This is a genomic window from Maribacter litopenaei, from assembly GCF_025244665.1.
In the GTDB taxonomy this organism is placed as follows: domain Bacteria; phylum Bacteroidota; class Bacteroidia; order Flavobacteriales; family Flavobacteriaceae; genus Maribacter; species Maribacter litopenaei.
In genome coordinates this window covers 887,151-906,737 of sequence record NZ_CP104205.1, presented here as the reverse complement: position 1 = coordinate 906,737, position 19,587 = coordinate 887,151, and the positions used below count along the sequence as shown (strand labels likewise).

Genomic DNA, 19,587 nt, shown 5'->3' with positions numbered 1-19,587 from the left:
ATTGAATTTTAATCGGGTTAAAAAGCCTGATACCTAAATTGGGAACAAATTGGAAAAAATGGGTTGCACTACAAGACTTAGTGCATTAACCCTTTCAAACGCCCGATACACAGGGATACTTGGCGGGAATCTAATTTTTGTTGGTGCACTTAATTGTCAATCCTTAGGATGGAACGAACCCGCCTTCTAATGGTATCATCGGGAAATAGGTGGTGTTCATCACTTGGAATTCGTATCAAAGAACTGTAACTAAAACCATCCTTGCCATTCTTTTCGTGGATATCATCATCAAGCATACGGATAATTTGGGTCTTGTTGCTTACCAAATAATCCTTATCCGATAGGTAGAGCAATAATTTCGTAAAGTCCTTGGCATGTTCCGAAGGTATAAAGGTCATTGGTTTATATCCAAAATTGTTCACTGTTCGCTTGGAATAATCCGTTTTTTCATCATACTCATAGGAAAAGTTACGATATACGAAACTCTCTAATGCCCTATCCCTCTCTTCGTCGATTCTTAATTTTATATGTGCGAAAAATTCGAGTAAAGCCTTTTTAAGTTTTAATTGCGACCCCGTTTTCGAAATTATGATTTGATTTTTAGAAGGTTTCTCTACTTCTACTTTTACCTCTCTGTTTAAATCCGATAATTTGAGGTTTTTTAACCACTTTCTATATTCATATGAATTGACCATTGGAGGTGATAACGATTTCAATGTTCTAATGCCTGTTTCCTTATCCTCGACAATCAATCCCCTTCTTTTAGCATAGGAGGTTAAATCCTGAAAATAACGATTCTTGATTACTTCTTGAAGTTGATCCAACAAAAACAATATCCTAGCCTTTAAAAGCGTAAAATACTTTTTGTAATAAAGCGAGTCCAAGACCAGTCGTTTCCATTGCTCAAATCCCATCAATATGGGCAATACCATTGCTTCCTTTGTCATAAATGCCATTGGGAGGGACTGTTTCGATTTACCCAAAAACATCTTTTTAATTTTCTCCCCTTCCTTACAAAGACACTCCTCCAAAGACTGTTTTAGGGATTTTACTTCCTGTTCTACATTCCTACGAAGGTAATTGATGGCATGACCATAGAAGGGAGCCGAATTCTCATTGGGAAAGTCGTAGACAGGAAAGCAAAGCCGTTCCTCCATGGACATCAAATGCAACAAACGTTCATAATCCACTTGGGGTTCAATGAGGCATTTTTCGGCTTTGTAATAAAGAATAAACCGATTAATCGACTCAAAAGAGTCTACCTCATCCTTTAAATTTTTTATTGTTCCATAACCCATTCGGAAGAATTTAATACAATCCTTTCCAAATCTGTTGGGCAGCACCGGTCCCTCTACTGGTTCATTGAAAGCTGTAACTTCCCCAGGTTCCGTTGGGAGGTACTTTTTAGGTTTCAAGGCAGAAAAATCAAATATTATGTCCAAGTTGGCCAAGAGTATATCATCCTTGATATTTTCCAGTAACCATCCTAACAAATGATAGTACTGATAGGGACTTAGATTTTTAATCTTTATTTTGGTGAACTCCTTGAACTCTTTCGTTTGGAAGTCACTGAAAAAGAACAGAATAATCGAATCGAAGGATTCTTCTATATTTAGGCTATGATTCATTTATTTCCACCTTGCCCCAGGTGTTGTCCATCTCACTTTTCTTTAAATCCTCAGCTATTTTGACATAACGCCTAAAACTTTCCTCTTTTCGATGGCCCGTAATATTCCTAACCACCATTTCTTTCATGCCCAGCACCAGACTATTTGTAACAAAGGTCTTACGCGCCGTATGACTCGTTATAAGCTTCCACTTGGGTAATGTCTTATCCAAACGTTTTTTTCCTATAAATCTTGTGATCGACGTGGGCTCGTTGATTTTTGCAAATCGACAACATTCTTTTAAATGTAAATTGAATCGGACATCCGAAATAATAGGTAGAGGCTCATAAACGGTGTCTTTGTATTTATCCGAATTTCCTTAGCGAAACGATTTAATGGTATTTTATGCGCTATAGTTTTTGTTTTCTTAATGTTCATTAGAAGATAATCCTCGTGAATATGGGACACTCTCAACTGACTTAAATCTGAATAGCGTAAGCCTGTAAAACAACCAAAACAATACGTATCCCTTGTATGCTCCAGTCTTCGATTGTGAAATTCGTGTTGATACAATCTCATAAGTTCATCCATTGTAAGATACACCACCTCAATTTCCTGCTCGGGGGCTTTAAATTTTTTATACAATAGATTATCATGATAACCTCGCTCATGTGACCAACTCATAAACGTCTTCAGTACCGATATCAACTTTGAAAAATAATTATTTAGCGTTTGTTTTTCCTCAAAGGCGTAATCCCTGAATTTTTCGAAAAAATCTAAATTGATTTCATCAAAGGTTAACTCATACCCCGTAAATTCCGAAAAATCTTTATAAAAATTCAAAGCCGTTCCATATCTACGTAGTGTACCGTCCGTCTTTACATTTTTCCCTTTTTGAATAAATTCATGGAATGAGGGAAAAAATTCGTGAGAAAGGTTTATTTCAGAATCAAAACTTAATTTATTTGTCACATAGTCCTTGGAAGGATGGATAGCGTTCAACATCATATATCTGAATAGCTTCTTGACCTTTGTATCTAGTTCATCAAGTTGCATGTTGTATTCGATATGGTAGTTATAAGGCTCTCGCTTCCCGTTGGCTTTGACCCTTTGCTCTCTTTCCTTCCAATCCTTTTGTAAGACCCTGATTCCCTTCATATTGACTCTTATACGTTCTCCGTTAAATGTCAAAACCATACGAACGGGCATCTGTCCAGCTTTATTGGCTTTATCCTTTCTTAAATGAAATGTTAGTTGCATCTTTTTTCAATTGAATATAAGTAGATAAAAGAGGGGGCAAAAAGGGGGGCAAAATCAGGATTAAATTACTAAAAAAAGAGATTCACTCCAATTCGATTAACTCAATATTACCAGTATATGGACACTAAAGGGGGCTTCAATAAATTTTAAATCATAAGTACTCCTGCCGAGGTCACGGATAAACCACTAAAAAGTGGAAATATGAGCGAGTTTCAAAAATGAAGCTCGCTTCTTTTTTTGAAAAAGACGAAATGTTTCCTTTTGTGGTTTTCAAAAAGGAACGCAAAGGAAAATCAAAGATAATCCTGCCGAGGTCACGAATAAATAGTTTAATAAGGAAAAACGCCAAACTCGCTTGAGCGTTTTTTTGTTTGAACTATTTTCAAAGCGGAGCTTTGCTGGAAGGGCGTCAGCCAATTCCGCCGAGGTCATTTAAAGAGAAAGTACATCGTATAAGCGATGGTTTTTTTGTTTTACGGAGAACTTGAAGCGAAGCTTTGAAGTTTCAAAATCAAAGAAAACAATTGCCCCACAATTGGACTTTCTATTTTCAGGAGGATTAACAAAGGAAGTTTACTAGTAAATGAAATTCAAAAATCAATCCCCAAACGAGTTAACGGGGATTGATCTTACATTTTTTTTTAGAACTTTTGATAGCTCCCTATTAGTTAAACTCTGATGGTAAATACCTCCATCAAAATTGTAACGAAGCCTGCATTAAAAAACTACTGCTTAATGAACTGTGCGTCGATGACCATCTTAACTTGATCGGATACTACTACATTACCAGCTTCCGTTACCGCGCTCCAAGTTAAGTTGAACTCTTTTCTGTTGATACTTCCCCTAATTTCAAAACCTGCTTTGGTCTGACCATAAGGATCTACAGCTATACCGTTAAAATCAACATCCAGTGCAACTTCCTTAGTTACGTCACGTATGGTCAAATCACCAACAATTTTGTCTTTAGTAAAAGACTTGGAGGTAAAAGTCATTTTAGGATATTCGTCAGCTTTAAAGAAATCCTCAGACATAAGATGACCATCCCGATCTTTATTTTTTGTATTTATCGAATCTATACTGATTTCCACTGACAAAGAAGCATCGTCAAAATCATCATTCTCGGTATCGATAGTGGCATCAAATTTTTCAAAATGCCCTGTAACCGTTGAAATCATCATATGTTTTACCTTAAAGCTTACTTCAGAATGCGATGGGTCAATCACCCATTTGTTTGTCTTTTCCATAGAAATTGTTATTGATTTAATAATAATTTAGTTACTAACGTATATACAACATTTGTATATACAAATATAAGATTGGATTGCTTAATAGTCCCCATTCCAAAACCCAACTTTTTGTTAAAATTCACAAAGAGCAATTCCGAACTTTGATTCTATGATAACCATGTCTATATAATTTTATGGATCTAATTTGGAAATATATTCCATGGACATAAAAATTATATTAACGAAATCCTTTTACGAACAAGCATTACCATTTGGGTTGAAGATCAGATTCGAATCCTCCGGAGTACTTATCTTTTTCAATTCTAGTTTTTTTTATGGGACACTATTTAAGGAGATATTTGGGACTTTATAGATTAGCGACACATCCTGAACATGTAAATAAGAGGTGAAGTTTATAAAGAAATCAATATTGCCAGGATCTAAAACAAATTGAAAAACTGAAAGCAATATTATCTAACACGGAAAAGAAAAAAATATATAATTAGAATCCTTTTTTGATAAGTAACTTAATGCGGATTTTAAACACAGTCTAAAGTTTGATATTTTCAACAAAATTTAAGAAATGTTAATACCTAATTTAAAATAACCAACCTTAACCGAGCCATGATTAAAAAAATAATTAGCGGTTTCCTATTTACAATGGGGGCCATACTAGTCGCTACCTCTTGCAATACTAATAATTCAAATGACAACGACAATGCAGCAGAAAGAGTAGAAAAGAAGCCGTTAAACTTTGTTGTCATCTTTGCCGATGATCTTGGCTACGGAGACTTGGGCATTTTTGGTCACCCGACTATTAACACCCCTAATTTGGACCGAATGGCCATTGAGGGTCAGAAATGGACCAATTTCTATGTGGGCGCTAGTGTTTGCACCCCTAGTAGGGCTGCTCTGCTCACTGGTAGACTACCTCTTAGAAGCGGTATGGCCAGTAATGTGGTGCGGGTTTTGCACCCCAACTCGGCCAATGGGCTTCCACACTCTGAAATTACCTTGGCCGAACAACTAAAGAGTGCTGGTTATGCCACTGCAATGGTTGGAAAATGGCATTTGGGCCACAAAAAAGAGTACCTACCTACCACCCAAGGTTTTGACTACTATTTTGGAATACCCTATTCCAATGATATGGATATTACCCGTCAACTAAGTTCCTTTCAGGATTATTGGAACTTATGGACAAAAGAGTACGAAAATCTTACCCCTGAAGATTTTAACGTGCCTTTATTGCGGGGGACAGAACAAGTGGAACGCCCGGCAGACCGGACCACCATTACCAAAAGATACACGGAAGAGGCACTAAAATGGATGGGGGAAAACAAAGAAAAACCATTTTTTATGTATTTGGCTTACAACCTGCCGCATGTTCCCTTATTTGCATCCGATGATTTTACGGGAAAAAGTAAAAGAGGGCTTTATGGGGATGTTGTAGAAGAAATAGACCATAGCGTGGGGCAGATAATGAACATGTTGAAAGAACAGGGTCCGGAGGAAAACACTATCGTATTTTTCACTTCGGATAATGGTCCTGGTTACCGACTGAGATTTCCGGTGGAAGTGCGGGACTACTAAGAGACGGTAAAGGGTCAACTTGGGAAGGTGGTTTTAGGGAACCCAGTATCTTTTGGGGCCCCGGAAACGTAACCCCACGAGTGGTAATGGACATGGGCACCACTATGGATGTTTTTACGACATTCAGTAATTTGGCAGGTGTCCCCAATCCGGATGATAGGGAAATGGACGGTATGGATCTTACCCCTGTTTTGTTCGGCGATGCCAATAGCCCAAGAAATGAAATGTTCTATTACCGTGGCAGAGACCTTTTTGCTGTGAGGGTAGGTGCTTACAAAGCCCATTTCATCACCCAAGATGCTTATAGCGGCGAGGGCCCTGTTCAACATGACCCACCTTTGCTATACAATGTTGAGGAAGATCCATCGGAACGATTTGATATAGCTGAAAAACATCCGAGAGGTGATCGTGCAAATTAAGGAGTCCATGAAAAAGCATCAGGATAATATGACACCCGGTCGTGATCTTTTGGAAGAACGAGGACCGGAACACTTAATCCAACAATATTAAAAACTTGTTTTGAGTTAGCTTTAAGATGAGTTACGCCAATTTAGTTTAACTTGGAAGGCTCAGCTAAACTGTGCCTTTCCTTCTTAAAGAATAAATATCAAAAACCGACAATCATAAAAATGAAACCGGCTTGATTAAAATAATCTTTAAACACACAGAGAAATTATTATTTTAATCATCAAAGGTTATATGTGTCCATATCAAAAACAATAAAAAATAAACACGTGAAAAATACAATTTTACTGCTGCTTTGCTTTTTGCCTTTGAGCCTATTTTCCCAAGAAGCGAACAAAAACCGCACTATTATTCTAACCGATATCGAGGCGGATCCGAGATGATTCACAATCATTGGTGAGGTTACTTTTGTACTCAAATGAAATAGACATTAAGGGCATTGTGGCAACCACCTCTTGTTGGCAAACCGATGCGATACATCCGGAATCCATTGAAAGAATCATTCAAGGATATGAAAAAATACATCCCAATCTGATTAAGCATGACCCTAATTTTCCCGAAGCGGAAAAACTGAATAGTCTTATAAAGGATGGTTTACCAATCTATGGTATGGAAGGGGTTGGAAAAGGAATGGATTCGGAAGGATCAGATTGGATCATTAAAGTCCTGGAGGAAGATGATGACAGACCCCTTTGGATTTCGACTTGGGGAGGTGTGAATACACTGGCTCAAGCACTTTACACCATGCGTGAAACCAAAAGTAAAAATGAACTTAAAAAATTGGTTTCCAAACTCAGGGTATATACGATTTCCGATCAAGACGATAGTGGCATCCGGATACGAAACGAATTTCCGAGACCTTTTTTATATCGTAAGCCCAGGCGACGATTACTTTGCAGCTACTTGGACCGCTATTATGAGTAAAGTTGATGGCATCGACAACACTACAATTTCAAATAGCTGGATAGCCAAGAACATTCAAACGAACCATGGTCCTTTGGGTGCTCTTTATCCCGATGTAGCCTGGGGCATGGAGGGAGACACGCCAGCCTTCCTTTCCTTGATACCTAACGGATTGAACAATAGCGAACGTCCGGAATGGGGCGGTTGGGGAGGTCGATATGAACTTTACGAACCTGATTTTTCAAAAGTTAAAGACGGGAGGTCCATCGTACCTATTGCTCCCGAAACCCGGGAAATCTGGACAAATGCGTCAGACACCTATATCCCATTTATACCCAATGAATATGGCAGGACTATCAGAAAAGACACTACTTCCTTTGAAGGAGATAAAGTGACCTTATGGAGGTGGCGAGACGATTTTCAAAACGATTTTGCGGGAAGAATGGACTGGTGCACATTATCCTTTGAAGAAGCGAACCACCCACCGGTACCTGTTTTATCCCATCCGAATGAAGTTTCGGTAAAATCAGGGGAACTGGTTACTTTTGAAGCCTTTAATTCCTACGACCCTGATGGGGACAACCTCAGTTTTTTATGGTTTCAATATCCGGAATTGGGAACTTATAAAAAGGTTATTAATCATGGGGCCGCGGAGAACATCCATAAGATATTCTTTACTGCACCTGAGGTAGAAAAAGAAGTTACCACCCATTTTATTTTAAAAGTGACCGATAAGGGTACTCCTCCCCTTTCCAGGTACGAACGGATTATCCTAACGATTAAACCTTGACGACTTTAGAAGGCATGTAACAAAATTGAATTCAAACTCCCATAATGGTATGGGTATTTGGTCAGGAATTAATACGTCAATGTATTATAACCCTGTGCCTGTAATTGAAGCATACGGACAGAAGCAGTGGGTGTGATGTCCAAACCTTCAAAAAGTGTTTCCGCTGGCACTCCCAATTTTTCCATGGCCACACTGCACACACTCACTTTCACCTTGCCCTTATACTTTTCAAAAAAGGTTTCCAATTCTGAACCCTTGGTCAACTCTTTCACCACCATACCCTTTACCACAATTTCATAGGCCTCGATTTTAAGTGCGTTCTCAATTAACAAATCATACATTTCCAAAACTCCCTTAAAATGTCGTTCCGTGGTCAATACAAAAGCGTATTTTGGAGTTGTTTGTAAATCTGTAATGGTCTGTGGATCTAACTTTTTTGAGCTTGTATTTGATTAGTACCTGCAAAAAATAAAAAAGCGATAAAAAGGGTTGAAAATAGTGTTTTCATAATATTCGATTTAGATACGTCTTTGATATTTTAAAAATAATAAGAAATAGTCTCGGTATTCTATGTTGTTTGTCATAGATAACGCTAACAAACCAATGAAAAAGCCAGGCTCTCCAGCCTGGCTTAAACTCACCATTCTTAATTAAACTAACTCAATAATTATGGTTTACTTTCCATTGAAAAATACCATGACGCCAATGACGACTGCCAAAACAAGAATGGAAATCACGATATCCTTCCAATTATAACTACTTTTATTTTTACTTTTCTCCTCTTCACTGATGGTACCAAAGGTCAAGTTGGCTACTTTCTCTGCCGATGGTGCAGGAGCAAAAAGACTGGCCACCACTGCGAATATTACGCAAACAAGGAAAAACCATGCCCCGAAGGTCAAAAAGTTCATATCCCCCATTTTGAACAGGAATCCATTGAAATCCAAATCGCCCTTAATTAGCTCCAAAACAATACGGATAGCGGCCACTATGATTCCCATAATCAAAGTAGCGTATGCACCCAAACCGTTAATTCTCTTATGGAAAATACCTAGCAGGAATACAGCGGTTATTGGCGGGGCTATATAGGATTGTACACTCTGTAAATACTCATACAATACTCCGTAAATATTGGCCATGATAGGAATCCAAATAATACCAATAATGACTACTACCACTGTCGCAAACTGGCCCGTACGTACCAATTTCTTTTCAGGTGTATTTGGTCTTAGCTTTTTATAAATATCCACTGTAAAAAGGGTCGATACCGAATTAAAGACCGAAGCTAAAGAACTCATTAAAGCTGCAAGCAAGCCCGCTGCTACAAGACCACGTAATCCCGATGGCAATACATTGCTCATTAATACGGGAAAGGCTTCGTCCGGAGAGTCCCATTGAAGTTCACCGCGCATCTTCAAAGCTAAGGCAATCACTCCGGGAATAAGGAATAGAAACACGGGCATCAATTTCATGACGGCACCAAAAATAGTTCCCCTTCTACCCTCTTTTATATTTTTTGCGGTCAAAGCCCTTTGCACAATGTATTGGTCCGTACACCAGTACCAAATACCTACAATGGTACTCGAAATCACCAAAGATGGCCATGGAAAATCGGGGTCGCTGGGCGGCCTCCACATATTTAGGTACTACGGCTTTACGGTTTCTACCAAACTGCCCCATCCCCCTACTTTTTCCAATCCTAGATATGTTAAAACGGCTGCTCCCAATACCAATAGAACTGCTTGTAAGGTTTCCGTATACACAACGGCCCTCATACCTCCCAAAACGGTATATATTCCGGTAAGGATTACGGTGGCAATGGCTCCTGTCCAAAAATCAATGCCCAACAAAGCCGACACTACCACACCTCCGGCATAAATAGTTACGGAGATTTTTGTTAGCACATAAGCAACTATGGAGAAAATGGAAAGAACCCAACGAGATCGTGCGTCAAATCGTTTTTCCAAAAATTCAGGCATCGTAAATACACCACTACGGGCGTAAAAGGGTAGAAAAACCCATCCCAAGATAAGGACGATCCATGCATGAATTTCGTAAATCAACATGGGAAGCTTATCGCTTGCCCCTGCGCCTGCGAGACCTACCACATGTTCAGAACCGATGTTGGATGCGAAAATGGAAGCCCCTACTACAAACCAACCCACATTACGGCCTGCCAAAAAGTAATCCTCTGTATTATCTTCTTTTTTCCGAATCACCCAAACAGCGATTCCGAGGAGTATTAAAAAGTAGAAAACAATGGCTATCCAGTCAAAAGTATCTAGAGTTTGCATGTTCGGTTAGTTTTGTTTAGTTGATTATTTGGTCGATAGTTTAAAGGTTGTTCTTGTCTCATATTTTTCTCCCGGATTCAGTACCACGGAAGGAAAATCGGGCTGATTGGGAGAGTCAGGATAATGTTGGGTCTCCAAACAAAGCCCGCTTCTTTTACCATACGTCCCGTTGTTGGGTGCCGGAAGTGTTCCGTCCAAGAAATTTCCCGTGTAAAACTGAACTCCCGGCTCATCGGAAAAAACCTCTAAATATCTTCCGGTTCCGGGATGGTAGGCACTAGCTATCTTCCTAAAACCTTCCCCATTCAATACCCAACAGTGGTCATATCCTCCTCCTAATTGTAATTGTTCATTTTCCGTTGAAATATCCTGTCCAACCGGTTTTGCTTCCCTAAAATCAAAAGGTGTACCTTTAACCGACCTTAGCTCTCCATTAGGAATCAAACCGCCATCCACGGGAAGATATGTATCGGCTTCTATTTCCACTATATGGTCCAGAATGGATGTTGAAAAATCTCCCGATAAATTGAAATACGCATGTTGCGTAAGGTTCACAACCGTAGCCTTATCAGTCGTTGCTTCGTAACGTACTTCCAAAGAGTTATCATCAGAAAGGGTATAAGTCACTTTCGTATTCAAGTTTCCAGGAAAGCCTTCTTCCATATCCTCACTTAAATAGGTTAAAATCAAGGATACCGAATTCTCATTTTCAGAAGTCTCCGCACTCCAAACTTTTTTATCGAATCCTTGCAATCCTCCGTGCAAACTATTCTCGCCATTGTTTTGTGCCAAAGTGTATTGCTCCTCTCCGATGCTGAACTTTCCTTTTGCAATACGATTCCCATACCTACCTACAAGGGCTCCAAAAAAAGGATTTTCGCCTTCGTATAGTTCCAAATTGTCAAACCCTAAGGTTATATTCTTCAGGTTGCCACCTTTATCAGGAGTTCGCAAAGAGGTAATCCGACCTCCATAAGTAATAATATCGACCTCTATTCCACCATCGTTCTTTAAAATGAATTGATCTACTTTTTTTCCATCCTTGGTGGTACCGTATTCACTTTTAGAAATGGAAACTGATTTAACAGGTTCTTCCATGCTTTCTTGATTCATATTTTTTTCTGTTTTCCCTTTGCAATTCACATGGGCCATCACAAAAAGTGAAAGTCCGAATACATACAAGGCGTTGGTAAATCGTTTCATGGTCAAATCCTTTTATAAATTGTTTTTAAACATATGAAAATAGGCCTCATTAGCGTTCAATTGGTCTTTGAAACTTCTAATGGTCGTATTCCTATCAATTACCACCAATTCAATACCAGCCATTTCTGCAAAATCTTCTATAAACTCCGTTGTCAAGGCTTGCGTATACACCGTATGGTGTGCGCCACCGGCCAAAATCCAGCAGGTAGCGGCTACCTCCAAATTGGGCTGTGCATCCCAAAGAACCCTTGCCACAGGTAAGTTAGGCAATTTACCCATAGGTTCTACCGCCTCCACTTCGTTGACAATCAATCTGAATCGATTTCCCAAATCTACCGAGAGAAACGTTCAAAGCTGGATCTGCAGGTGAATTGAATACCAATCGAACAGGGTCCTCTTTTCCTCCTATTCCCAAAGGATGTATTTCGCATGAAGGTTTTCCTTCGGAAATGGAAGGGCAAATTTCCAACATGTGAGACCCCATAACATACGATTTTTCCGGGGTGAAATGATAGGTGTAATCTTCCATAAAGGAAGTACCTCCCTGTAGACCATTGGACATTACTTTTAGGGCCCTCAATAACGCCGATGTCTTCCAGTCTCCTTCTCCCCCAAAGCCATAACCGTCACCCATCAGTCGTTGGGTAGCAATACCTGGCAACTGCTTTAATTCACCCAGGTTTTCAAAAGTATCCGTAAAAGCCTTGAACCCACCTTCCTCTAAAAATTTACGTAATCCCAATTCAATTTTTGCGGCATCGTAGAGCGATTCCCGTTGCGAACCATCTTTTTGAAGTTTGTCACTCAATACATAGCTATCCTCATATTCCCTCACTAAGGCTTCAATCTCTTCCTGACTAAGGCTCTTGATATGTTTTACAATATCTGAGGAATCATATCCGTTGACCGAAAACCCGAATCGATATTGCGCCTCTACCTTGTCACCGTCCGTAACGGCAACTTCGCGCATATTGTCACCCAACCTAGCCACCTTCAAATTTTGAAACTCATCCCAACCCAAGGCCACTCGGCTCCAGTTACCAAGCTTTTGTTGTACCCTATCTGTTTTCCAATGGCCCACTACCACTTTTCTATTTTTTCGCATACGAGTCATGATATGACCAAATTCCCTATCACCGTGCGCGGACTGGTTCAAGTTCATAAAATCCATATCGATAGTGTCCCAGGGCACCTCAGCATTGAACTGGGTGTGTAAATGACACAAAGGTTTGTTCAAAACACTAAGTCCCTTTATCCACATCTTTGCTGGTGAAAACGTATGCATCCAGGTAATAATGCCAATACAGTTTTTGTTGGAGCTAGCCTCTAGGCAAACATCCGTAATCTCCTGTGGGGTCTTCACGGTAGGTTTATATATGATTTGCACCGGTATAGCTTCGCTACTATTAAGGCCTTTAACGATTTCTTGAGAATTATTAGCGACCTGCTTCAACGTTTCAGATCCGTATAAATGCTGGCTGCCCGTCACAAACCAAATTTCCTTTTCTGCCATATGTACTAAAGTAAATATTCTTAATTATTATTGTCCATAGTAAGCATCCTTACCATGCTTTCTTTCGTAATGTTTTTTGATCAATGAATCCTTGAGTCTAGGTGCTGATGGGTTTATCTGTAAGGTCAAGTACGCCATTTGAGCCACCGTTTCCAGCACCTTACTATTATATACCGCCTTGGCGGCAGTCTTTCCCCAGGCAAAGGGATCATGGTTTCCTAATAGGACCATTTCAACTTCTTCCGGAGATAGTCCCCTATCCTTAAAACAATCTATGATTTGTATGCCTGTATTGTGTTCATAATTCCCTTCTATAAGGTCATCGTGCATGGGTTCCGCACAGGGAATATCCTTTGTTAAATGATCTGCATGTGTAGTACCGAATACCGGAATGTCCTTTTGAGCTTGAGCCCAAGCAACGGAGTATGTGGCATGGGTGTGTGCAATACCTCCGATATGATCCCAATTTTTATAGAGGTAGGCATGGGTCTTGGTGTCAGAAGAAGGTCGCATAGTTCCCTCGACAATTGTGTTGTCAAAATCCAAGACAACAATATCCTCCGGTTTTAGCTTTTCATACGGCACACCACTTGGTTTGATGGCAAAAATGCCTTTTTCCCTATCTACGGCACTCACATTCCCAAAGGTATAAATCACCAATCCAAGGTCGTTTAATTCTATATTGGCTTCAAAACATTCCTGCTTAAGCGCCTGATACTTTGAACTCATCCCTTCTATTTTTTAGTAATACTTTCAATGAAACCACCCAATTGGTTGTACGATTCCATCAATTCTTTATACGTTTCCACAGTATCCTCCTGAGGATAATATTCCGCTTCGAACTCGCTCCCCATATATTTGCTAGCTTCCACCACATTGGAATAAATGCCGGAGGCAACAGCGGCATAGATAGCAGCCCCTAAAGCTGGCGCCTGATCGGATGCAGCTACTTTAATGGGCATGTTCATTACATTTGCCAAGGTCTGCATGATAAAAGGTGATTTTCCGGCCACACCTCCAATTCCAATTACCGAATTTATCTGCACGCCCTCTTCTTGAAAACGATCCGCTATCTTTTTGGAACCAAAACAAATGGCATTTACCAAGGCCTTAAAAATATGAGGCGCTTTACTGCCCAAAGATAAATGGGAGATGGCACTTTTTAAATTTTGATCGGCATCCGGGGTGCGTCTGCCATTTATCCAATCCAACGCTGTAGGAATACTTTCGGATAAAGGAATTACCTCCGCAGCTTCCGATAGTTTTTTGATAAAATTGCGCTCCAACTCCTCCTTTAGTTCCTTTTTTTGCTGTTCCGATAAGATATTGGAAGTCATTACCAAATTGTCAATGGGCCATGAAAGTACGTCCTTGAACCATGCCAGTAAATCCCCAAAAGCGGACTGACCCGCTTCCGGACCCACCAAGCCCGGAATCACCGAACCGTCTACCTGGCCACAAATTCCCTTAATAGTATTTCCACCTATTTCGGTGTCGGTGGCCACCATGATATCGCATGTGGAAGTACCCATAACTCGAACCAAGGCATGCTCATCTATTTTAACCCCTACGGCACCGAATGTGCATCAAAAGTACCCACGGCTACAACTGTATCTGTCGTCAATCCCAACTTTTGTGCCCATTCTTTGCTCAAATGACCAGCCACCTCATTCGAGGTGAAGGTCTCTTCATAAAGATTGTCCCTCAAATCTGCCAAATAGGGATGTAACTTGCCCAAAAATTCTTTAGGCGGAAGTCCACCCCAGCTTTCGTGCCACATGGCCTTATGACCGGCTGCGCATCTACTTCTTTTGAATATTTTTAGGTCCTTATTTTCAATTAATAAATAGGTCATTAGATCACAATGCTCCATCCAAGTATGGGCATGCCTTTGGACCTCCTTGTCTTCCTTGACGACATGGGCAATTTTAGCCCGGAACCATTCCGATGAATAAATCCCCCCTACATACTTGGTGAAGTTTTCTCCTCCCCAATTGGCTCCTAGTTCATTGATTTGTTCCGCTTCCTTTATCGCCATGTGGTCTTTCCACAACACCATCATGGCATTTGGGTTTTCCTCAAAACCTTCGACCAAAGCCAAAGGTGTACCATCCATAGATACTGGAACAGGGGATGACCCCGTAGTATCGATACAGATACCCTTGACTTCTTTGGGGTCTATGCCACTTTTGGACATTATACCCTTAATGGTTTGCTTCAATCCCTCTATATGGTCTAAAGGGTGTTGTCTAAATTGATTAATGGATGGGTTACAATATTTTTGTTCCTTCCATCTTTTGTACCAGCTTATATCGGATGCCATTTCACGGCCGTTCGAGGTATCTATCAAGACCGCTCGTACCGAATCTGTTCCGTAATCAAGTCCAATTACATAGGTGTGCATGGAGCCTCACTTATTTTATTTCAAAAACGACCAGGGAATGCTTAGGAACATCTAAACTCAACATACCGTTTTTTAATTTAAATTCCTTGAATTCTTGAGGTTCTACCTTGTTGGGATTCTCAAAAGAATTATGGTCTTGCAATCTTTCCGATGTCAATACTGTCGCCGAAGCCTTTTTTACTACGAAGGCGCTAAGATCAATTTCAACTTTATGCGAGTTTTCCGGGTCGATATTCACTAAAGAGATATGGTTGCTAAGGTCGTCATTCGTAGAAGCGGAAATGGAAATCACAGGTAACCCCCTGTATTCGGATTGTTTGTAATGCTACTTGGCAATAAAGTGGCATCATGGTGTACCTTGTACATGTGCATTACATGATAGGTCGGTGTTTTAATCATCTTCTCCTCATCGGTAAGAATGACGGCCTGTAATACATTGACCATTTGGGCAAGATTGGCCATTTTTACACGACGGGCATGGTTGTTAAAGGTATTTAAGACGGTACCAGCAATCATTACGTCCCTTATGGTATTCTGTTGATAAAGTACTCCGTTTTTAACCTCGGTTCGGCATCGTACCATCCTCCCCACTCGTCCACGAATAAATCAACCTCTCCCTCAGGGTCATACTTATCCATTATGGCGATATGCTTGGTTACATATTCTTCCATATTTAAGGCCTGTTTCATCGTCTTAAAATAAATCTCCTCATCAAAATTTACGGATGGTCCTTTATCCGACCAATCGAAAACGGCATAATCATGAAGTGCAACAGCCTCCATTAAACTGTAAGGAACATTTTTCATTAAAGTTTCTGTCCAATGATAATCATCTTCAGATGCACCGGAGGCTATCCGGTAAATACCTTCACCATTGCCCCAATCCGTCATAAACGTGGCATATTGTCTATAAATATTGGCATAATATTCTGCGGTCATGTTGCCGCCACAGCCCCAAGTTTCGTTACCTACTCCCCAATAGGTAACGTTCCAAGGCTCTTCTCTTCCATTTTCACGACGCCAATCGGCCATGGGACTTACGCCATCATGATTGGTATACTGAATCCAATCGGCCAACTCTTGTACGGTACCACTTCCAACATTTGCGGACAAATAGGGTTCTGCATCTAACAACTCGCAAAGATTCAAAAAGTTATGGGTACCAAAGCTATTATCCTCGGTAGTACCACCCCACCACCTATTAACAATAGTAGGTCTTTCGGACTGTGGTCCTACACCGTCCTTCCAGTGATACGTATCGGCAAAACAACCACCTGGCCATCTAAGGTTAGGTATATCAAGCTCTTTTAGAGCCTCGATAATGTCATTGCGAACACCATCTGTGTTAGGTATTATTTTATTCTCCTCACCTACATATAACCCTTCGTAGATGCATCTCCCTAAATGCTCTGCAAAATGACCATAAATGTGTTTACTTATAACAGGGGCATTCTCGACTTTTGACAGTCGTATATTAGTAGTGGTTTGACCGTGAAAAGGTTATTGGACAAATCATTAAAACCAGTATCATTAAAAAAGAAAAAAAGACCTTATCATTGGGTAATCTTTTTGGTTGAACAAATGGCATTATCAACAAGACTTAAGTTCTTCTTGTTGAATTTTAATCTTATAGCAATTATAAACAAAAAACGTGTCTAAAGAACACTTAAAAATATTTATTTTATTCCATGGATAAAAATTTGATATAAAATAAGTAGATTAACAGGCACTATTTACTATTTATCCTTTTATGATAATAAATTCTTATACCAATGAAGATAAAGTCTTACTTGCCGTAGACTGCATCATTTTTGGCTTTGATCTGGAAGAACTTAAAATACTTTTAGTAAAAAGAAGTTTTGAACCCGAAAAAGGAAAATGGTCTCTAATTGGAGGTTTTCTTAAAAAAGAAGAAGACCTCGACGTTGCCGCCATAAGGGTCCTTCATCATTTAACCGGCCTTAATAATATCTATATGGAGCAGCTATACACATATAGCAAAGTAGATAGGGATCCAGCTGATCGAACCTTGTCCGTGGCATATTACGCTTTAATAGATATTGCAAAACACGATAGAGAACTTATAGAACAAAATTCTGCGAAATGGTTTCCAATTAAATCTACACCTACGTTAATATTTGACCATAACGAAATGGTGGAGAGGGCCATGGCAAGATTGCGCAGAAGAGCATTAAGCAAACCAATAGGGTTTGAGCTTCTCCAGCAGAAATTTACTATGCGGCAATTACAGAAGCTTTACGAAGCCATATTGGGAAAAAAACTGGATAAGCGAAATTTTATTAGTAAGTTCAACTCATTTGATATTCTCATAAAGTTGGATGAGAAAGATATGAGCTCCTCCAAGAAAGGGGCTTTTCTCTATAAATTCAATGAGGAAAAATATAATCGGAAGGTAGAGGAGGGTTTCAACTTTAAGATTTAAGTTCTTACCTACATATTCTTCTTTTAGTTAAATTCATCATAAATACGACATTCTAATTGTATCATAATTACATACTATTACCAAAGAATTGCTTAATTTGACATTTATGTTAACTTTGAAAAAAAACGTACATGGATTTACTTGAAAAAGCTCATGAATTTGAAAATAGGAAAATGAGCAATATGTCCACCAGTGACAGAGTGGAAGCATCCAGGGAGGCAAAAGCCTTAATATTAAGTATAAACGAAGTTTATAAAGAAACCAAAGATCCCAATCTTATGGATGTCATGAAACGATTGACCGAGAAAAAGAAAAAAATAGAAAAGCGTTTAAACGGTGTTCCACAGGTCTAAACTTTTTGTATAAAACTCTTATTTAAACCCCTTTTTATAAGGGGTTTTTTATTGTCTAATTTTTCAAAATATGAAGTCATTCCCCAATAAATCAACAAATTATCTAATTTATGTTGCTGCTTGACAAAATTTTTAAACTAGATTGTATTTGGAATTCATCTTTGCAAGTCTATTTTCTAAAAAAATGAAAAATAATCGCTTATCTTCTGAGGAAACCTCTAAAAAACCAAACAAACTAGCTGACTTTGCAGTGAAATACATTTTACCACTGGTCGTGATTTTATGTTTTACAATGGGAATTGTAATTCTATTTAAAAAGGTATTTTAGAAGTCCTAGGAAAATTGCCTCACTTTTCACTACACTATCTCGGCACTCAATCCTGCGTTCAATAGTCCGAGCATTGAGGCTCTAAATCTTCGTACTCACCCGTCTTCACGGTACATTTCCCTTTATAATGTACAATTAGCGAACACTGCTCGGCTTGTTCGGGAGTGTGATCACAGACCGCAATCAGAGTTTCTATTACATGGTCAAATGTATTCACATCATCATTAAAAAGAACGATTTCGTTTTGTTTGACCGTCTCTTCCTCTAACAGGAGCTCTTCGGAAATTTTTTCTTTAGTGCTCATTGGTATTAATTTAACTGTTCCCTAAAATACATATTTTGCGGCAACCCAATTGTTCTTTTCCAGGTTTTTTTCGAACTGAAGGCCTACTTCTTTACATTTTTCAGTAATCAATTTTAAATCTTCCGAGATAAAAACCGCTTACTAAAAGTATACCTCCTTTATGTAAACAAGTCTTATATTTTGGGATATCCACCATAAGGATATTTCTATTGATATTCGCAATGATGACATCATATTTTTGGTCTTTTAATAGACTTGCATCCCCTTCGAAAACGTTGAGGTTATCAACCTCGTTTCGCTCCGCATTCTCCAAGGAATTTAAGTAGCACCAATTATCTATATCTATGGCATCTATTTTATTTGCCCCTCTTTTTGAAGCCAAAATGGCCAATACTCCTGTTCCACAGCCCATATCCAATACATACTTGTTTTTTACATCCAAGTTTAGAATCAACTGCAACATCATATGAGTAGTTTCATGATGTCCGGTACCAAAACTCATCTTAGGTTCAATGATGATGTCATAATCAACATTGGTCTTTTCATGAAATGGCGCCCTTACCCTACAAATATTATCGACCATTATGGGTTGGAAATTCTGCTCCCAGGTGGCGTTCCAATTTTCCTGTACTATCTCTTTCACACTATATGAAATATTAAAGTTTTGATTTTCCGGAATATACGACCCATCCAAAATATTCTTTGACCAGTGTTCCTTTTGAATGTACGCCAAAATGCCTGTTTCTTCCTCCACAAAACTTTCAAAGCCAACTTCTCCCAACTCGGCAATAAGTATATCCGAAGCTGGTTGGAGTGGCTCCACCAAGAATTTGTATTCAATGTAGATGATTTCGTCCATATCAAAGCATTTAAAAAGGGTATCCAAGATACCCTTTTGTTGTTCA

13 protein-coding genes and 6 pseudogenes are annotated in these 19,587 nt (G+C 39.3%); 6 read left to right on the top strand and 13 right to left on the bottom strand.

Annotation, left to right across the window (positions count from 1 at the left end):
* Positions 1-149 precede the first annotated feature (149 nt).
* The 4 genes from NYZ99_RS04740 to NYZ99_RS04725 all read right to left on the bottom strand — a co-directional run bounded on the left by NYZ99_RS04740 (position 150) and on the right by NYZ99_RS04725 (position 4,111).
* Positions 150-1,628, bottom strand: a complete 1,479-nt coding sequence (locus NYZ99_RS04740) for a hypothetical protein (protein ID WP_260573998.1) — start codon at positions 1,626-1,628, stop codon at positions 150-152.
* Positions 1,618-1,839 (bottom strand): site-specific integrase, encoded by a 222-nt coding sequence (locus tag NYZ99_RS04735; protein WP_260573993.1) that lies wholly within the window; start codon positions 1,837-1,839, stop codon positions 1,618-1,620. The genes NYZ99_RS04740 and NYZ99_RS04735 overlap by 11 nt, the downstream gene beginning before the upstream one ends.
* A gap of 68 nt (positions 1,840-1,907) precedes the next feature.
* The gene (locus NYZ99_RS04730) at positions 1,908-2,867 is read right to left on the bottom strand and encodes a site-specific integrase (protein WP_260573991.1); all 960 of its coding nucleotides are present in this window, start codon (positions 2,865-2,867) and stop codon (positions 1,908-1,910) included.
* A gap of 725 nt (positions 2,868-3,592) precedes the next feature.
* Complete coding sequence (locus tag NYZ99_RS04725; protein WP_260573989.1) at positions 3,593-4,111, bottom strand: YceI family protein; 519 nt, start codon at positions 4,109-4,111, stop codon at positions 3,593-3,595.
* A gap of 606 nt (positions 4,112-4,717) precedes the next feature.
* On the opposite strand from NYZ99_RS04725, the gene NYZ99_RS04720 reads away from it, so the two are divergent.
* The 4 genes from NYZ99_RS04720 (at position 4,718) to NYZ99_RS04705 (ending at position 7,841) form a co-directional block, all read left to right on the top strand.
* Positions 4,718-5,683, top strand: coding sequence for a sulfatase-like hydrolase/transferase (locus NYZ99_RS04720; RefSeq protein ID WP_260573987.1), 966 nt, complete (start codon positions 4,718-4,720; stop codon positions 5,681-5,683).
* A gap of 86 nt (positions 5,684-5,769) precedes the next feature.
* Complete coding sequence (locus NYZ99_RS04715; RefSeq protein WP_338039432.1) at positions 5,770-6,102, top strand: alkaline phosphatase family protein; 333 nt, start codon at positions 5,770-5,772, stop codon at positions 6,100-6,102.
* Between the two features lie 442 nt (positions 6,103-6,544).
* Positions 6,545-7,072: a DUF1593 domain-containing protein gene (locus NYZ99_RS04710; RefSeq protein ID WP_260573975.1), complete on the top strand. Its 528-nt coding sequence runs from the start codon at positions 6,545-6,547 to the stop codon at positions 7,070-7,072.
* On the top strand, positions 7,065-7,841 hold the full coding sequence (locus tag NYZ99_RS04705) for a nucleoside hydrolase-like domain-containing protein (protein WP_420845184.1): 777 nt from the start codon (positions 7,065-7,067) through the stop codon (positions 7,839-7,841). The genes NYZ99_RS04710 and NYZ99_RS04705 overlap by 8 nt, the downstream gene beginning before the upstream one ends.
* Positions 7,842-7,909: 68 nt before the next feature.
* Here the strand turns inward: NYZ99_RS04705 and NYZ99_RS04700 are convergent, their stop codons facing one another.
* The 7 genes and pseudogenes from NYZ99_RS04700 to NYZ99_RS04670 form a co-directional block, all read right to left on the bottom strand.
* Positions 7,910-8,218 (bottom strand): DsrE family protein, encoded by a 309-nt coding sequence (locus NYZ99_RS04700; protein WP_260573962.1) that lies wholly within the window; start codon positions 8,216-8,218, stop codon positions 7,910-7,912.
* Positions 8,219-8,515: 297 nt separating this feature from the next.
* Positions 8,516-10,135: pseudogene (locus tag NYZ99_RS04695) on the bottom strand (sodium:solute symporter).
* Positions 10,136-10,159: 24 nt separating this feature from the next.
* Positions 10,160-11,338 (bottom strand): aldose epimerase family protein, encoded by a 1,179-nt coding sequence (locus NYZ99_RS04690; protein WP_260573961.1) that lies wholly within the window; start codon positions 11,336-11,338, stop codon positions 10,160-10,162.
* Positions 11,339-11,350: 12 nt separating this feature from the next.
* Positions 11,351-12,851 (bottom strand): annotated as a pseudogene (gene araA / locus NYZ99_RS04685) (L-arabinose isomerase).
* Between the two features lie 27 nt (positions 12,852-12,878).
* Positions 12,879-13,580 carry an L-ribulose-5-phosphate 4-epimerase gene (locus tag NYZ99_RS04680; RefSeq protein ID WP_260573959.1) on the bottom strand — a complete coding sequence of 234 codons (702 nt, stop codon included), beginning with the start codon at positions 13,578-13,580 and terminating at the stop codon, positions 12,879-12,881.
* A gap of 5 nt (positions 13,581-13,585) precedes the next feature.
* Positions 13,586-15,255 (bottom strand): annotated as a pseudogene (locus tag NYZ99_RS04675) (ribulokinase).
* A 10-nt stretch (positions 15,256-15,265) separates the two neighbouring features.
* Positions 15,266-16,730: pseudogene (locus NYZ99_RS04670) on the bottom strand (alpha-N-arabinofuranosidase); the annotation flags it as partial.
* Positions 16,731-17,004: 274 nt separating this feature from the next.
* Between NYZ99_RS04670 and NYZ99_RS04665 the strand changes: the two are divergent.
* Together NYZ99_RS04665 and NYZ99_RS04660 are read left to right on the top strand one after the other, a co-directional pair.
* Positions 17,005-17,697 (top strand): NUDIX hydrolase, encoded by a 693-nt coding sequence (locus NYZ99_RS04665; protein WP_260573951.1) that lies wholly within the window; start codon positions 17,005-17,007, stop codon positions 17,695-17,697.
* Positions 17,698-17,828: 131 nt separating this feature from the next.
* Complete coding sequence (locus NYZ99_RS04660) at positions 17,829-18,050, top strand: hypothetical protein (RefSeq protein WP_260573950.1); 222 nt, start codon at positions 17,829-17,831, stop codon at positions 18,048-18,050.
* Between the two features lie 357 nt (positions 18,051-18,407).
* On the opposite strand, the pseudogene NYZ99_RS04655 reads toward NYZ99_RS04660, so the two are convergent.
* Both NYZ99_RS04655 and prmA read right to left on the bottom strand, forming a co-directional pair.
* Positions 18,408-18,682: pseudogene (locus NYZ99_RS04655) on the bottom strand (ATP-dependent Clp protease adaptor ClpS).
* Positions 18,683-18,703: 21 nt separating this feature from the next.
* Positions 18,704-19,541 (bottom strand): annotated as a pseudogene (gene prmA / locus NYZ99_RS04650) (50S ribosomal protein L11 methyltransferase).
* Positions 19,542-19,587 lie beyond the last annotated feature (46 nt).